The organism is Candidatus Woesearchaeota archaeon (genome assembly GCA_027858315.1).
In the GTDB taxonomy this organism is placed as follows: Archaea; Nanobdellota; Nanobdellia; order Woesearchaeales; family UBA583; genus UBA583.
Genome location: JAQICV010000024.1, coordinates 1 through 14,939, shown reverse-complemented (window position 1 = coordinate 14,939; position 14,939 = coordinate 1). Strand labels below are relative to the sequence as shown.

18 protein-coding genes are annotated in these 14,939 nt (G+C 31.0%); all 18 read right to left on the bottom strand.

Features of this window, described 5'->3' with window-relative positions; all coding sequences use genetic code 11:
* The coding region (locus PF569_01705; protein ID MDA3854945.1) for a hypothetical protein at positions 1-252 on the bottom strand (252 nt) is incomplete at its 3' end.
* Complete coding sequence (locus PF569_01700; GenBank protein MDA3854944.1) at positions 249-578, bottom strand: hypothetical protein; 330 nt, start codon at positions 576-578, stop codon at positions 249-251. The genes PF569_01705 and PF569_01700, both read right to left, overlap by 4 nt.
* A 2-nt stretch (positions 579-580) precedes the next feature.
* On the bottom strand, positions 581-1,306 hold the full coding sequence (locus tag PF569_01695; GenBank protein MDA3854943.1) for a hypothetical protein: 726 nt from the start codon (positions 1,304-1,306) through the stop codon (positions 581-583).
* 16 nt (positions 1,307-1,322) lie between these two features.
* A complete protein-coding gene (locus PF569_01690; GenBank protein ID MDA3854942.1) occupies positions 1,323-3,494 on the bottom strand; it encodes a hypothetical protein in 2,172 nt (723 codons plus the stop codon).
* Positions 3,495-3,660: 166 nt separating this feature from the next.
* Positions 3,661-4,680, bottom strand: coding sequence for a hypothetical protein (locus tag PF569_01685; GenBank protein ID MDA3854941.1), 1,020 nt, complete (start codon positions 4,678-4,680; stop codon positions 3,661-3,663).
* 36 nt (positions 4,681-4,716) lie between these two features.
* Positions 4,717-5,232, bottom strand: a complete 516-nt coding sequence (locus PF569_01680) for a hypothetical protein (protein MDA3854940.1) — start codon at positions 5,230-5,232, stop codon at positions 4,717-4,719.
* A gap of 11 nt (positions 5,233-5,243) precedes the next feature.
* Positions 5,244-5,741 carry a hypothetical protein gene (locus PF569_01675; protein MDA3854939.1) on the bottom strand — a complete coding sequence of 166 codons (498 nt, stop codon included), beginning with the start codon at positions 5,739-5,741 and terminating at the stop codon, positions 5,244-5,246.
* Positions 5,741-6,190, bottom strand: coding sequence for a hypothetical protein (locus PF569_01670; GenBank protein ID MDA3854938.1), 450 nt, complete (start codon positions 6,188-6,190; stop codon positions 5,741-5,743). The genes PF569_01675 and PF569_01670 overlap by 1 nt, the downstream gene beginning before the upstream one ends.
* Positions 6,191-6,192: 2 nt before the next feature.
* On the bottom strand, positions 6,193-6,543 hold the full coding sequence (locus tag PF569_01665; GenBank protein ID MDA3854937.1) for a hypothetical protein: 351 nt from the start codon (positions 6,541-6,543) through the stop codon (positions 6,193-6,195).
* Complete coding sequence (locus PF569_01660; GenBank protein MDA3854936.1) at positions 6,540-6,830, bottom strand: hypothetical protein; 291 nt, start codon at positions 6,828-6,830, stop codon at positions 6,540-6,542. Before PF569_01660 ends, PF569_01665 begins: the two co-directional genes overlap by 4 nt.
* Before the next feature lie 12 nt (positions 6,831-6,842).
* A complete protein-coding gene (locus PF569_01655) occupies positions 6,843-7,103 on the bottom strand; it encodes a hypothetical protein (GenBank protein MDA3854935.1) in 261 nt (86 codons plus the stop codon).
* 33 nt (positions 7,104-7,136) lie between these two features.
* A complete protein-coding gene (locus PF569_01650; protein ID MDA3854934.1) occupies positions 7,137-7,424 on the bottom strand; it encodes a GIY-YIG nuclease family protein in 288 nt (95 codons plus the stop codon).
* Between the two features lie 237 nt (positions 7,425-7,661).
* Positions 7,662-9,149 carry a hypothetical protein gene (locus tag PF569_01645; GenBank protein MDA3854933.1) on the bottom strand — a complete coding sequence of 496 codons (1,488 nt, stop codon included), beginning with the start codon at positions 9,147-9,149 and terminating at the stop codon, positions 7,662-7,664.
* Positions 9,150-9,438: 289 nt separating this feature from the next.
* Complete coding sequence (locus PF569_01640) at positions 9,439-10,062, bottom strand: hypothetical protein (GenBank protein MDA3854932.1); 624 nt, start codon at positions 10,060-10,062, stop codon at positions 9,439-9,441.
* A gap of 65 nt (positions 10,063-10,127) precedes the next feature.
* Positions 10,128-10,415 carry a hypothetical protein gene (locus PF569_01635; protein ID MDA3854931.1) on the bottom strand — a complete coding sequence of 96 codons (288 nt, stop codon included), beginning with the start codon at positions 10,413-10,415 and terminating at the stop codon, positions 10,128-10,130.
* A 28-nt stretch (positions 10,416-10,443) separates the two neighbouring features.
* Positions 10,444-12,063, bottom strand: coding sequence for a hypothetical protein (locus PF569_01630; protein ID MDA3854930.1), 1,620 nt, complete (start codon positions 12,061-12,063; stop codon positions 10,444-10,446).
* Between the two features lie 17 nt (positions 12,064-12,080).
* Positions 12,081-13,619: a hypothetical protein gene (locus PF569_01625; GenBank protein MDA3854929.1), complete on the bottom strand. Its 1,539-nt coding sequence runs from the start codon at positions 13,617-13,619 to the stop codon at positions 12,081-12,083.
* A 57-nt stretch (positions 13,620-13,676) separates the two neighbouring features.
* Positions 13,677-14,939: hypothetical protein (locus PF569_01620; protein MDA3854928.1), on the bottom strand; the 1,263-nt coding region annotated here is incomplete at its 5' end.

The window sequence follows — 14,939 nt, the reverse complement described above, 5'->3', positions numbered from 1 at the left end:
ATCTACAAAAGTAAAAGGACATAATAAACCATCTTCTTCAGTTGTTAATTTAAAATAGAGTTCTAATTCTGAACCTTCTACACCAAATAGATATTCAGATAGGATACCAGTAACATCATTAATTTCTAAAGACATTTTAGGATAGAGTTCATGGATTGATTCTTGAACTATGAAGCTAATATTTTCCATAGATAAATCAATCTCTTTTTTTTGATAAGTAAGTTCTAACTCATAAGTACCATTAGCTATCATAGATTTCCTCTTAGTTTATTTAGATAAAAACTATCCATATCTTCTTTTAAAGGTAAATATATTTTCTTTCCAATATAGTCTACAGTTAAGAAATCAATTTTATTTAGATATAAAACCACTTCTTGATAATAATCTACAGACCCATAGAAATTAATCATGACTTGATCAAATCTAAATACATCTTCTTCAGCTAAAAGATATACATCGCTTGGATTAGAGAACTCAAATAGATTTAGGTTAAAAGTCATATCATCAGGTAAATGTATTCCTGAATTATTAGTGTCTACTGAGTCATCCATTAGTTTATATATGCTTCTTCTTGCCATTATTAATTACCTCCTGCTGACATAGTTATCCCATTACCAACTCCTATTGATTTTGTAGGTACATTAGCTGTTCTAATAGAAATATCTAAATTAACCCATATAGGATAACCTTCATCATCTACTGAATTAGAAAAGGTAGGAATAACTTGTGTAATAATCACTGGAGATAAAGATAAATAATCTCCTACCACTAAAGTTAGATTACCATCTCCATCAGAAAGAATATTTTCTAAGAGAGGATTAACAAAATTATTTATTTTCTCTACATAACCAGCATCACCTTCTAGATTCTGTGCAATATTTCTTATTGCATTTACTACTGAAGGACCAGGGGCTACAAGACCACCAATGCTATCTTCACTTGGTAAAGTATATAATAGTAATTTTTTTGTTGGTTCCACAACATCTCTTAACCCACTAGACTCCATTTCTAGTCTACATACAAACTTCATTTCTATAGGTTCAGTTCTTTCCCACACCTGAAAAGATTGAAAAGCAAACTGACCACTGAAGCTAACTGTATCTGTGAATTGAAAAGAGCTTGATAGACCTGATAATAACTGTGCTGTAGGTCCAGATAAACCAGATATAAAATCTCTAAAACTTGAAGATACTGTAAGAGTAACATCTTCCTCAATATATAATTTTGGACTATTTCCATTCCCTGCTAATATAGAATTGCTATTAGAGTCTAATAATCTTAATTCTTTCCCTTTTGGTACTACCATTATTTTACCTCATTATTTAATTTAAACTATAATTTCTTAATTGATCTAGCTCATTAGAGATAGGTCTATTAGATCGTGTTTCTCCTATTAGAGATTCTATTAAAGATATAAGTCTATCAAACTTACTTTCTAAAACTTCTATTCCAGCAGTACCAGTATTACCTCTTTGTGGTTCTATCCTAGATATAGGATTTTTAGAAGCAATTAGTGTATCTTCAGGATGAGTTCTAATTATACCCCCATCAGGTCTAATAATAGCATCTCTAGTTCTTTCTTCATAGGGTGGAGTACTATATGCAGGAGTATTAGGAGTAGGGTCTAAACTTTGTCTATATTCTTCTAATCCAGTATTAAACTCTCCTTTAGCAAAATCACTACCTAAGCTTACAATTCCTCTACCAAGACCCTCTTCAAAATATGTACCTATATAATCAAAGAAGGTATTAACTTTAGAGAAAATTCCTAATACAGGATCAATTATTTTTTCTTTTACTCCTGAAATAATAGATTCTGACAGACTTCCTTCTTCCATTATCTTTGAGGAAACAGAATCAAATATATTATTAAAAAATCCTACTACATTATCTTTAATAGATGTACCTAAATCTATTCCATCTCTGATTATTGCTACACCAATATCCATAACACCTTTTAAGAATTCTACCACTTTATCTTTAATGTCTATACCTAAGTCTCGTACTTGTGTTATTTTTTCACCTATAAAAGTAAATACAGTATTGAATAAATTAGAGAACCAAATACCAGTATCAATACCAAAATCAGTGATCTTTGAAGATATTGAGCTAACTATACCAGTTATTATATTACCTATTCCCTCAGATAAATTTCTAATTAGAGAGGAGCCTTGCATAAAATCTTTTAGGCTATTAAACATTGATATAGGTAATGAAAATAATATTTTACCTATCCCTTTCAACTTATCTTTAAAAGAAGTAGAACTAGGAGAGAATAAATCATCAAATCCTTCTTTCATTATAGTCATTGAACCAGTTATCCAAGAGATTAAATTAAAGTTTTTAAATAAGTTTTTAAACTCAGATTTTACTGTTTTAGCGGTTTCTTCATCCTTAGTAATAGCTAAAGTAATCATCTCAGGTATTGTAGACATAAACTCAATGATACCATTATTCAGTCCATTCATAATTACCAAAGCAGAATCACCAATCTTACTAGCAAGGTTAGACTCTTCAGAACTCCAAATTTCACCTAGTTTACTACTTATATTCTGTATGCCTTGTGCAATCTTCTCTCCACCTATAAATCCAATGACAGCACCAACAGCACCACCAATTAAACCACCAGCTAAAGCCCCTATAGGTCCACCAGCTAAGAATCCAATGGAAGCACCCATTAAAGCCCACTTACCAGCTTGTTTAAAAGCATTTTGAAATCCACTTCCAGTTCCACCTAAGAAGCCTCCAATAAAAGAACTAACTTTACTAGTACCCCATTCATCAGATAGGTTCATAGCTTTAATCCCCTCTGCAATAGCCCATCCTACAGAAGCTACAATACCAGCAATAGGTATAGCTTTAGATAAAATAGCTGATAACCCACCAGCCCTATTATTACCAAATAAATTACTTAAAAAACCACCTTCATCTCCTTCATCACTACCTTTATCAGATTTTTTATCTATAGCATCTAATAATGTATCAGCTACGAATAAAGCCCCTGTATCATTAGCTTTTATTACATCGTTTCTTGATGGTTTACTTGGAGTACGAATTTCTTCTTCTGTAGGAATATTAGTATTTGATAATTCTAGATTTTCTTGTCTTATTATAGGATTTTTGTTTAAAACATCACTAATAGAAAGGTCTAAAGGCTCTTGTCTTATTAGAGGTTCTTGTTTTATTATAGGATTTTTATTTAAAGCTTCACTAATAGAAAAGTTTAAAGGTTCTGGACTAACCATAGGTCTTTCTTTAATAATACTATTGGTTTCTTTATTTATAGGTGTAATAGAGGGTTCAAATTGATTAATAAGTTTTTTGAAACTATTGTTAGTTTGTTCAAATTGAGATACTAAAGAGTTATTAGTACTTGATATATTTTTTCCTAATGTTTGGAAAATATCTAAGACCCCCTTACTATTTTGAATAAGGGAGTCTAATGATTCATTAGTATCTTCTATAGGTGTTAATATTCCATTAAATTCTGCCATTATTTAAAACCTCTTTATTAGAATAGTTCAATTTTAAATTAAAGGTTTCTTCTCTGGTTTTTTATCCTCTTTGTTTTTATGTAGTTTTCTATATTGTTTTTCTCTTTCTATTAAAATGTGGATTGGCATATTCCACATTTCTGTTTCGGGTACATTATATCCACTACTAACCAAATTGAATATCAAATCGTGTATCTGTTTCAGATTCGACACTACTTGATATGAAATCGGAGACACGAAACCGAAACCTCCTAGACAGCTTTTTTTTCTGCCTCTGAGAGAAATATTCCACTTCCTCTTGTATTCCAAAGTCATAGTCTTCTTGAACTTTATTGAAAACTGATTGTATACTATTATCTATTAACCCACCTAACTCAATGTGTTCCTCTATTGAACTAGCCTTTTTACCATCTACTTCTAAAATACATAGGGCATTTAATATAATAGTATATTCTTCCCAGTATATCCTTTGAAATTTCTCATAAGCTTGTCTTTGCTCTGTAGAGATAGCATAAAATTTATCTTCTCTTTTCTTTGAGTCTTTAATTGATTTTGTTTCAGCAATTTTGCTTTTAATATCATAGAAATCTTGCAGTTCCTTTTTATATTTGTCTGCTAAAAACTTTTCAGTTATTACAGTAAATCCAGCCCTCGGTAATCTAAAGCTAACCTCTACACCTGTAGTCCTAGATTTAATTCTAATAGGCTCTTTAAAGTTCTTAGGTAATGTTTTAGTTACTAAATCTGCAATCTCTATAGTAGCTGTATCAATATTACTAGATTCATTTCTTTCAGGATCTTCTAAATCAGTATCTATTAAATATTTTTTCTCAATAGTATTACTAAAAAAAGAACCATGCAAAGTATATAATATTTGTAAAAGTTCTTTAATATGTAAGTTATTACAATCAAAATCTTCCCATACCATAGAATTAAAACAATTAATGAAAGTACTATACTCTGCATCAGATTCAGCTACAGCTAGTTTTGCTACTTCATTAGGTGAAAAGTTTCTAAAGTGTAATAGTGTCGGTGCTGAAAGTTTCCCTAAAGAGTCAAACTGAATAGGTATATAGTGGTGTGGTATTTCACTCTCTGCTTTAACCTCTTTACTTTGTGTAGTATCTTCTCCTAATACATTACTGAAAAGGTCAGAGTCTTTCAAATCTTTTTCATTCTTATTCATAATAAATTCCTCCAATTTATAGTAATAGTTATTTTTTTATAATATACCAGAATCTACATCTTCTACAGCCATTTCTACTGTAAATTCTAAAGGTTCTCCATTATCATTAGATAGTGATATTTCTGATATACCTAAAATCATTAGTTTGTTTAGTGTAAAAGTCTTAGAAGGTACTGGTACTAAATGACCACCTATCTTCCTCATAAACATTAAAGTAGCAGTTTTATATTTTTTTATATAAGCATCTAACTCATTAGAAAAAGTTTTAAATACGTGTTTTTTAAAGTCATAAATATCATTTAACCAATTATTAAAAAAATTATAGTTATCAAACCCCTCTACCTCTCTAAAAGTGAATGATATGGTTTCTACAGGAGCCATTCTAGTATAGCTTTTTTTACCATAACTTCTACCCTGCATTTCCAATTTATTAAAAGGTAAATTTGCTTCTACAATATGTAGGTCTAGGTTGGGTTTATCAAAAAATTGTAACTGCCACATATTAGCTAACTGTTCATTTTCTAATCTATATTGTTGTACGTTAATAAACATAGTTGTACCTCTTAGAATAGATAGTTAAATCCTATTGTAATAGTTCTATTGGTTAAATAACCTATAGTAATTAAATAGTCTTCTTTTATCACTACACCTAAATTTGAGGAAAGATAAATCTTATAGTCTTCCATAGAGTAATAAATACTAGAACCTAATGTTAGAATGTATGATCTATCCATAGAAAAATCATCTATTAAATCCCTTTGTAGTATAATAATTTTTTCTTGGTTATCTATAACTATATCTTTATCATTAATAATAGAATCCTGTTGATCATATATAGTAGAGCTATCTTCCAGTAATATAGTTTTTTCTTCTAATAACTTAGTCTGAGTATCTATAATAGAGAAAGCATCTTCTAAGTCAGTTTTTTGATCCTGATATAAACTAGCTAGTTCTATATAATACTGTTTTAACTCCTCATAACTATCTGGTACATATAACTCCTGAGAGAATAATGTAAAGCTGATTCCAATACAAGCTAAAATAAATATAAGTCTTTTCATTATTCATCCTCCATAGATATAAGAAACGCAATAATCTCTGCTTTTTTCCACTTATTAGCTTTGGATTTAGTACATCCCATTTTATCTATAATAATGTTTACTAGTTCAGATTTTTTCATATTATTATATAGTTCCTCTTTATTTTCATTAGATTCTTCATCTTTTTGTAAAAGTGCTATTAGTTCCTCTTTTTTTAAACCTGATAGATCCTTATTAGATAATCTAAGTTCTATTTTGCATAGAGTAAGAAGATCATTCTTTTTAAGAGAGGAATAATTATTTTTATTATTTTCATCACCATCAAAATCATTTCTAACATTCAAGTATTGTGCAATATAGTCATAGGGTTCTAAAGAGTCAATCTTGATCCATCTTTGATTTTCTACTACATTACCATTCTTTAGTTTTATAGAATTCCATGGTGTATTTTCTCTTAGTCTAATATACATAATTATCTCCAAAATTTAGATTCTTGTTTTTCTCTTTCACTCTTACTATTTTTTAACTCTTTAATCTTAGCCTTGACTTCTTCTTTTTCTTTTAGAATAGCTTCTAGTTTCTTATCAAGAACTTCTTTTTCTTTTCTAACATTCCATTCTTTCTGTAGGATTATTTGTTTCTTTGAATCTATAATGTCTTTATACTCTTTAATTACTAACTCTGTCTTCTCCTGCTTCTCTGTGAGGTCTTTTGCAGTTTTTTGACTGTTAGTTAGTACTTTAAATAAAGTGAAGAACAGACCCCCTAGAAATGACAACCATAGTCCTATTTTAATTAATACTGTCTTTATTGTCTTCTTCATTTTATTAACCCCATAGCTTCATTAACAGATTTAGGATACATTGTAGACCATACATATATAATATTATCTCTATCTGATTTAATTTCATCAATCATTTGTTGATATGTAATCCCCCTAGAGCTATTAGGAGAAGTAACATCATCTTTAGCTTTTATCTTTCTTAACAGAGTTTTAATCTGCTGTTCTGATGCTTTTAAAGAGAACTTATTATATCCTGAGTCTGTAGGTTTAAACTCCCATATATTAGTAGAGTCAACACTAACTATTACTTTAATTAAATATGCCATTATACACCTCTTTTAAAATGATTCTTCTATATAAGCTTTTACTTCTATATATTTCTTTTCATCTAAAGCTTTATGAAGAAATATAAACTGATCACTATCATTGAAAACTGGAAGTATCTTTTCTTCCCCTTCATCTAAATCTAATAGTTTATAGTACCAATCATTATCTGACTTATTATATACAACATAAATCTCTTGATTCTTACCATCAACCCCAACATGAATTTCAATTAGTTGTCTATTTTCTATTAAGTCTTCTTTTTCTAGTTCCATAGATGTACCTCATATTATTTAATATTAGAATAGTTATTTAGATTTTAATAGTTCTATTTCTGAGGAATAGAAAGGATGTTTTAATAAATGATCTAGTGCTTCTATAGAAAACCATTCACCTCTCTTATGATAGGCTTTACACATATCATGAATATGAGATTCAAAAGAAGCAGAGACATTAGGGAGTTTTGCTATTAGTCTAAGTTTATGAATATTCCCTGTCTGTAGGGTAGATAAACGACTATCAAGATTTTTGGTACGACCTATCTTGATAGCATTTTCTTGTGGGTTTAGTGCAAAATAAATAATATAATCTTCCATGATAGGGATAGTTAAAAACTAAACCTATCATGGAGATCCAACTAGTTAATCTTAATAGGAGTTATCTGATTAAACGCAGACTTAAAGTGTCCTTTGATAATGAACACACCCTCTTTAGCCTCTACAATAGTGTTTTTAGGATCAATCTTAGGTGTATCGTAAATAAAAAGCCCCCTAAAAAAAGGGGGCAAGGAGGAAGAAAATCACCCCAAGGAGGAGGGGTGATAAATTTTAATTCTAGTTAAGGCCAGTGATACTAACCTTAGAAGCAAATCTCTTTTCATTGATTCTAAAATCAGCCATAGCACCAAGACCCTTTTCACTGTCAAAAGACTTTCTAGTCAATGTGTCAGTTTCCATACCTAGTCGATAAGTACCTACAGATACAGCAGAATCTACATTCATTGCATCAGTTCCCTTACCAAAGATATAAATATCATTAGCACCCACAAGGTCAGAAGGAGCTTTATATACACCCATAGAATCCAAAGTACCAGTCTTGAAAACACCAATACGAGATTGAGCATTATCAGGGCTATACAGCTTGTGCTTCTTCAGGTAGCTATTAGCAGAAGTACCACATACAAGGTTATACTGAGAAGCATAACGACCAAGAGCATTGTAAGCAAGTCCTGTAGCCTTATCAATAGCTTCATCGGTAATATCCTGTGCCCTTGCATAACTGGAGTCAGCACCAGCAGAAGCAAAGTCAGCATTAAAGGCAATAGGATTAGAAGCTTGATGCCAAGAAGAAGCTTTCTTACCATATCGCAATGCCAGTTCATCCATATTCTTAATCATCAACTCAGAAGCAGACTGAATAAGGGTATCTCTAGCAGAAGTTCGAAGCTTAGACTGCATAATCTCTTCAGCCATTGCGTGCCAACTTACACCAAGGGAGAAAAACTTAGCTCTAAAGTCATAAGCTACAAGGTCAAGTTTAACTGTTCCTTGCTGTGCAAAATTATCTTCATCTTCAGAATTATATGCACATTCAACTAAAAGAGTATAAGTACTATCAATAGTGGAGGTTAGAGTAATATCATAATTACCAGTAGTATTGTCTATAGTACCTACAGAAATACCAGAACCAATCAAGTTTCCAGCACCATCATCAACACCAATCTGTTCATCATTCAACCAAATCTTAGTTTGGAAAGGACGAATAGGAGCAGGGGTAATAGTACCAGTGTAGTTATCAGTTCCATCTCCAGCAGATTCATCTTCTATGATTTCAGAAGAGTATCTACCATCACTAAAAGATTCCTGAATAACATCACCTTCAGTAGCACCTCTAGCAGTAGAACCAACTTTAGATTCAATCTTATAGAAAGTATCCTTAACAGATTCCATACCCCAAACATCAAAAAGGTCTCCCATTACTGCATTAGGATATGCAATTCGAGCAATCTTAACGATTTCTTGGGGAGTAACACCCATAAAAGCAGAAGTTTGATATTCATTTAACTGAGATACATTCTTCTGAGTTGCTTCGAGGAACAATGCAAGTCCAGAAGCTTTCTTAGGATTAGATTCATAAAGTGAAGCCAATTTACCATTTCCAAGGTCAAGTCCTTCTTTATTTTCCCATTTATCAATAAGTTTCTCTTCCAATCTCTTTCGGGATTGTTCAAACTCATTATACTGTTCTCTCATTTGTGATTCTTTCAGTCCCATAGAACGAGAGAAACCACGTGTGGAAGGTCTAGTTTTTTTAGTAGCCATAATAATTTACCTCTCATAAATTTTTTTGTTTTTTGCTTGAATTAAGCTGATTCTATGGTATAGATACATCACCAATACGAGATTTATTACTCAAATTATTGTAATAAACTAAATTCTAAAACCCTCATATAATGGATTCTAGTTTTTTTCTTAATTCTGTTTAAATAGTTAAGTGAAAACCAAAAGGTTTCCATATCCTGTTACTATAATAGTTAAACCATTTTTAAAAGGTTTAATCAGTCCTACTAAGATAATAATTCCTAATAGGATAGATTAAAGCTTTTAACTTTTAATTAGCGTATTCAAGTTCATAAGCATAGACACTATTTGGAAAATCTACTAAGTCATATAATCCCATCCCCTCCATAGCATTATCATAACCAAAATGATCTTTTTCACTATAGGCTACCGATTCTATAGTAAATATCTTATTACTATATTTTGAACCATAATTAGCTATTGCCTCTGAAGTCAATATTACTTCATCACCAATATCAAAGTCATCGTCCCCTGATTCATTTAAAGATGATTCCTTAACCTTCTTCTTACATTTTACACAATATTTAGTAGCTTTCAGATATTTACTACCACAAGTCGGACACTTAGCAGTAGCAGTACTAGCTTCTATAATATTTAGTTCAGTTCCTTTTTTTATAATACTACCTTCAATAAAATAATCTTTAGATAGTTTCAATATGGATTCTTTCTTATCACTTCCCATTTTCTTTGCTAACTTAGTAGTAAAGTCATTTACTTCTTTCATAAACTTATTAGCTTCAGGAGCATCAGAAAAAGCCAAACCTTTCATAATTTGAATTAGTTTACCTTGATCTTCATTAGAACTTCCTAAGTTAGCTTCTAAAGCTTTAATAACTTTTGTAGCTTCCGCAGAATCTTTCTTTTTATCAGCCATAATTTACCTCTATTTAATATAATCCCCCTTAATCAATATGATTAAAGGGGATATCTGATTTAACTCTATGCTTTATCTCTCTGTGCAATTACAGAAACAACTTGACCAGCTACCAAAGCAAAAGTAATAGCCCCATCAGCAAGACTAACTTGTCCATCAGCAGGATACGTAATAACAGCATCTACCAAAGGAGCATAAATACCAGCATCATCAGTTACTATAATGGAAGCAACGATAGGAAAGTCTGTACCAAAATCAAAAATAATAGCACCATCTGTAACATCACCAGCTACTACAGTATGCTTATGTCCAAAACTTACACCATTACTGGCACTCAAATTCACTGTACTCATAATATTTTACCTCTTTATATTTATTTTTTTACCAAAGACCATCTTTTAAAGAAAGAGTTTTACTTTCCTGTAAAGGTAGATCACCAAATTCATCTAAGAATTTCATTTCTTTTTCTCTTCGTCTTAAATCTTCTTTAATATCTTCCTGATTCTCAAATCTCAGAATTCTAATCTGAGCATCGGAAACAGTTTTAGATTCAAGAACCTTTTCCTTGATTTCAGCAAGTTTAGGATTCTTTTTAACACTATATTCATAGTAGTCAACTACCTTATCAGATTCAGTAAATTCTTTACCACCATATTTCTGAGCTACTTTTTCAGTAATCTTTCTATCTCTAGAAGAAATAGGTCTTTTGGTTTTTCTTTCTTTGATAGCAGTAGTTCTTTTAGAAGATTTCTTAACCGCCTCAGTCAAAGAATCTCTTTCACCTTCAAGAGTTTTTACAGCTTCTACCAGACTATCTCTTTCAGCCTCAATAACTTTTAGACCCTTTTCAGCTTCTTCTAGTTTAGACTGATTATCAACAACACCCTGAACAGCTTCATCTTTTTCCCTTTCCATAATTTCTACTTTTTCAGTAAGTTCTTTAGAATCATTAGACTTTTCTACCAGACCTTTTACACGCTGATATCGTTTCTTAGTTTCAGTCATAGCTTCTTTCAATACAGCTAATTCTTTTTCCTTTTCAGCCATAGCCTCTTCTAAAGTCTTAGTAGCCTCTTCAGACTCTTCTACTTTCTTAGCTAAAGTTTCTGCTTCTCTACCCTTTGCAGTAAGTTCAGCAATTTCAGTCTTAGTCTCTTTGATAGAAACTTCAACACTTTCACGTAGTCCATCATTAGCAAAATCTTCATCAAAATAAGTCATAATCTCTTCTAATGAATTTAGTCTATTATATTCATCAGAGATACTTTTTGCTTCTTTAAGAAGTGCTTTAATATTGGTAGTCAATACCTTCTCATGTAGCTTCTGTTCCTTTGTACTCATAACATTATACCTCTCTGTTTTTTCAGTAAGTTCATTACTAATAGTTAAATCTATTTCAGAAGGTTTATTTTCTTCATTTTGAACAGATTCCCCCATTTGTGTAGTTTTTACTAATTGATTTTCATATCCATTAGAAGGGTTCATAACATGATCCCCATATCTTTCCAATTCAAAAGATTCAACCATTACTTCACCAGTAGATTCATTAAGTTCCCCTAAAGCAGAGCTAGATACTCCAATAGAACCCCCAGCTTCAAGGATTTCTTTAACATGACCACCTTTATCCCCTACAAGGAAAAAATCAGTAACCATCCATCCTTCTTCTACTCTAGGATTCTTTTCTACAGCAAAGATGTCCCTTACATCTCCATCATCTTCAGGATGATTAGAAAGTCCTAAAGTTACCTTATCCTGTTCAATGACTCTTTTTGCTAAAGGTGTAGAATATACACGTTCATTAAGATTCTTTTGATCTAGTTCCCATATTTTAAACGTATATGCACCTCTACAAGGAGTTTCACTACCCTCAATTAAAATACTTTCTTGTAAAGGAAGTTTCTTAACCCTATTAGGTGTCATTTCCATCTTTTCTATAATACGATAACGACCATCCTCTAATCTTTCAGTACCTTCATACAGTTTTTTTAAGTTTACACTCATAATTTTTACCTCTTATACTATTTTAAATCTTTGTAAGATGATCTAATTCCAATACCAAGTTTTCTTAGTAGCTTACCTGTCCAGTTATCAGGATATCTTTTTCTCAGTTTTAAACCTATTTTGAAAAATCTATAGGAAAGCTGATCATTTGTAATATCCAAATCATCATTCTGGACTAAGGTAACTAAGAAATCAGCTACCATCCTACTATCGGCTTCACTAGCACCTAAAGAACTAGGGTCTACAGTTAACATAATCTTTTCAATAATATCCTCTTTAGTCATAAAAATAGGATTAAGATACAAACGTGATCTTAATGCTGTATTTTTAAGACCTCCAAGATTAGTAATAATTACAATACTAGCATTAAAATGGAAAGCTTGAACTAAGTTACCATCGGTATCATATACATCAGGTTCTATACCTTTTAAGTCAGCACCAGAACTTTTAGGTAAATAGATAACTCTTCCTTCAGCAGTATCATCCAGAGCCATTTTTAAGATATTAGCTGAGTTAGCAGTAGTTACAATACTATCTGCATCATCAAAAATGATTACTTCTTTATCTCTATAATCATAAAGAATTCTTACAAGTCTCGCTGTATTAGGAGCCCCTTTAATAATTTCAGCATCATATTTATGTGCTTCATTTACATAAAAATAGCTTTTCCCTGATCCACCACTCCCATAAACAAGCTGTCCATAAGGCATATTTTCTTGATCATCCAGTAGTTCTTCAAAATCATCTTCCATATCACCAAAGGCTTCTTTCCATCCAAATATCATATCAGAATTACTGGCTAAAGCTGTAACATTAGCCTGTTCAGAGGGAGTAATAATAGGATTCATTTTCTTAGGTTTATTAGGAGTATAAGCCCCTCTAGTCCATTTATTAGATAATCCATTATTATTTAGATATTGTTTAGTATAAGTGATAAAAGAAGCTTGCGAAACTGGTCTACCTTCTACAGTTCTAGCATACTCAGTATAAACTCTAGCTAGTTTTTCATCCTGTATAATATCAAGTCTAGCATCCATCCATTCAGGGTCTTCAATCCAAGCATAAACTTCATCTTTAGCAGGAGAAACCCTTTCAAGAAATCTCTTTTCTATTGTAGAAAATATTCCTTCCTGAAGGTTATTAGAAATCAAATCATTAACAGCATCATTAATCTCTTTATTAGAAGCATCAGGGTCCAGAAGAATTGATCGGCTAGGTTTATCATAAGCATCACCATCAGCAATATAGTCTACAGAAAATAATTTATCATTATTTCCATCCATCAAATAGTTCAATCTAATTTCAGCACCACCAGATAGGTATGCATAATAACCAATCAAGTCACCATCACTTGTAGAATAAGCATCAGGTACATCAAAGTCAAAATCTACAATATATGGATTTCTTTTAAAAATCTTTTTTGCTAAGTTTTTTAAAATCTTTTTAAAAAAATCTACAATACCTTCATCAAGAGGAGTTGTATTTTCTTGTAAATCAAGAATAGCACCAGCCCTAACAATTTTTCCCTCTATTACATAGTCTTTTGTTAATTTCATATAATTACACCTCATAGTTTTATACTATATATAGTTAGGAAAATATTTAAAGGTTATTTAAGCTAGATCAATAAACTCTGATATTTCTATAATATTTTGTTCCACTATATTATTGAAGTTTTTATCATCTATGTCTGCTTGATAGTAATCCCAATTTATCCCTAGAGATAGCTCAAAGTGTTCAGTAAGGTTAATACCTTCATCACTGGTATATTCACTAAATATATCAGCTAGAGTAGATAAATTTAACTCTATCATACCTTCCCACCTATTACTAAAGATTGAACCCATATCACTTACAGCTTCATCATAAGCTTCAGTTATATCAGTATAAAAAGCATCATATTCAGCAGTTTCCATAGCATTACGAAAAGCTACATTAATACCATCATGTATTTCTATTATATTATTTTCTTCAAAGTATTCATAATAATCCTGATAATTTGATTTATCTAAAATATCTTCATCAAACTCTGGATAAATTTCTTTAATATTTTTTATTAACAGTTTTTTGTTTTTAGAATTCAGAGAATATCCTATAACGCTATCAAATACCTGTTCATTAGTCATATAGTCAACACTTGGTGTATAAAGATCCCAGTCTTCAGATAGCACAATACCATTTACATAGGTATCATCAGTAGAGTCATTAAAGTAAGAAGAGTCCATATCTAATAGAAGAGTACCACCATAATATTCTAAATCTTCACTATCAAGAAACTCATTCATTTTATCCACTAAATCTTCTGTAACCTCACCTTTCTTTAGTTGAGCTACTATTTCATCCATTTCATTAGGTTGATTTTGTAGAATAGTATAAGCTTTACTAACGACAGAGTTTATAATAAAATCATCTGCTTTTATATTTACATCTTCTTCAAAATCTTCTTCAGAAGTTTTTCTATCATATTGGTTAAATATTTCCATATTCTCAGAGTCATAGTCATACGCAATAGCATATTTATTAGTATCACCTTCTGTTTCTATTAAAATATAAATTAGAACAATATCATTTTTCCTAGTATAATCATTCCAATAGCTAGAATCTTTTTGATATGCAGTACACCATTTACCTTCACAACCACCTATAGATTTAGAAGCAATCAATTTACTTGCTTCATGATTTAAAGGCATATAAGCATTAACACTAATACCTAAACTAATATTCTCTTGTGAATTCTCTACAGGAACAGTTAAATAGTCTTCACCTTCTTTTAATCCAGATATTCCACCAGCTTTAACTCTTTTACTCTTTTGAGTTTTTGAAACTTGATTTAATAATGGTTCAAAGTCTGAGTAAGTTAAATTATTCAGATTATT

Excerpts from the sequence above, each read along its gene's own strand:
- PF569_01700 (MDA3854944.1), bottom strand. The coding sequence starts at position 578 with ATGGCAAGAAGAAGCATATATAAACTAATGGATGACTCAGTAGACACT.
- PF569_01695 (MDA3854943.1), bottom strand. The coding sequence starts at position 1,306 with ATGGTAGTACCAAAAGGGAAAGAATTAAGATTATTAGACTCTAATAGC.
- PF569_01690 (MDA3854942.1), bottom strand. The coding sequence starts at position 3,494 with ATGGCAGAATTTAATGGAATATTAACACCTATAGAAGATACTAATGAA.
- PF569_01685 (MDA3854941.1), bottom strand. The coding sequence starts at position 4,680 with ATGAATAAGAATGAAAAAGATTTGAAAGACTCTGACCTTTTCAGTAAT.
- PF569_01680 (MDA3854940.1), bottom strand. The coding sequence starts at position 5,232 with ATGTTTATTAACGTACAACAATATAGATTAGAAAATGAACAGTTAGCT.
- PF569_01675 (MDA3854939.1), bottom strand. The coding sequence starts at position 5,741 with ATGAAAAGACTTATATTTATTTTAGCTTGTATTGGAATCAGCTTTACA.
- PF569_01670 (MDA3854938.1), bottom strand. The coding sequence starts at position 6,190 with ATGTATATTAGACTAAGAGAAAATACACCATGGAATTCTATAAAACTA.
- PF569_01665 (MDA3854937.1), bottom strand. The coding sequence starts at position 6,543 with ATGAAGAAGACAATAAAGACAGTATTAATTAAAATAGGACTATGGTTG.
- PF569_01660 (MDA3854936.1), bottom strand. The coding sequence starts at position 6,830 with ATGGCATATTTAATTAAAGTAATAGTTAGTGTTGACTCTACTAATATA.
- PF569_01655 (MDA3854935.1), bottom strand. The coding sequence starts at position 7,103 with ATGGAACTAGAAAAAGAAGACTTAATAGAAAATAGACAACTAATTGAA.
- PF569_01650 (MDA3854934.1), bottom strand. The coding sequence starts at position 7,424 with ATGGAAGATTATATTATTTATTTTGCACTAAACCCACAAGAAAATGCT.
- PF569_01645 (MDA3854933.1), bottom strand. The coding sequence starts at position 9,149 with ATGGCTACTAAAAAAACTAGACCTTCCACACGTGGTTTCTCTCGTTCT.
- PF569_01640 (MDA3854932.1), bottom strand. The coding sequence starts at position 10,062 with ATGGCTGATAAAAAGAAAGATTCTGCGGAAGCTACAAAAGTTATTAAA.
- PF569_01635 (MDA3854931.1), bottom strand. The coding sequence starts at position 10,415 with ATGAGTACAGTGAATTTGAGTGCCAGTAATGGTGTAAGTTTTGGACAT.
- PF569_01630 (MDA3854930.1), bottom strand. The coding sequence starts at position 12,063 with ATGAGTGTAAACTTAAAAAAACTGTATGAAGGTACTGAAAGATTAGAG.
- PF569_01625 (MDA3854929.1), bottom strand. The coding sequence starts at position 13,619 with ATGAAATTAACAAAAGACTATGTAATAGAGGGAAAAATTGTTAGGGCT.